This window comes from Levilactobacillus paucivorans (genome assembly GCF_001437125.1).
GTDB lineage: Bacteria > Bacillota > Bacilli > Lactobacillales > Lactobacillaceae > Levilactobacillus > Levilactobacillus paucivorans.
In genome coordinates, this window is the sequence record NZ_JQCA01000138.1 from 1 (window position 1) to 299 (window position 299).

At 44.5% G+C, this 299-nt stretch carries 2 tRNA genes; both read left to right on the plus strand.

Features of this window, described 5'->3' with window-relative positions:
- Positions 1–48 precede the first annotated feature (48 nt).
- Positions 49–123, plus strand: a tRNA-Ile gene (locus IV54_RS09655).
- 26 nt (positions 124–149) lie between these two features.
- Positions 150–222 (plus strand) — tRNA-Ala (locus IV54_RS09660).
- The last annotated feature ends 77 nt before the right edge of the window (positions 223–299 follow it).

The window sequence follows — 299 nt, forward strand, 5'->3', positions numbered from 1 at the left end:
TGTTCAGTTTTGAGGGGCTTACCTCTCAATTTAATACTGATGCGTTTTGGGCGTATAGCTCAGCTGGTTTAGAGCGCACGCCTGATAAGCGTGAGGTCGATGGTTCGAGTCCATTTATGCCCATTGACCGAAAGGTCACAATGCATTTTGGGGAATTAGCTCAGATGGGAGAGCACCTGCTTTGCAAGCAGGGGGTCAGCGGTTCGATCCCGCTATTCTCCATTGGCGCGAGAGCGTCGGAATTTGTTCTTTGAAAACTAGATATTATCAATTATTTTCCTTTAATTATTAAGATAATT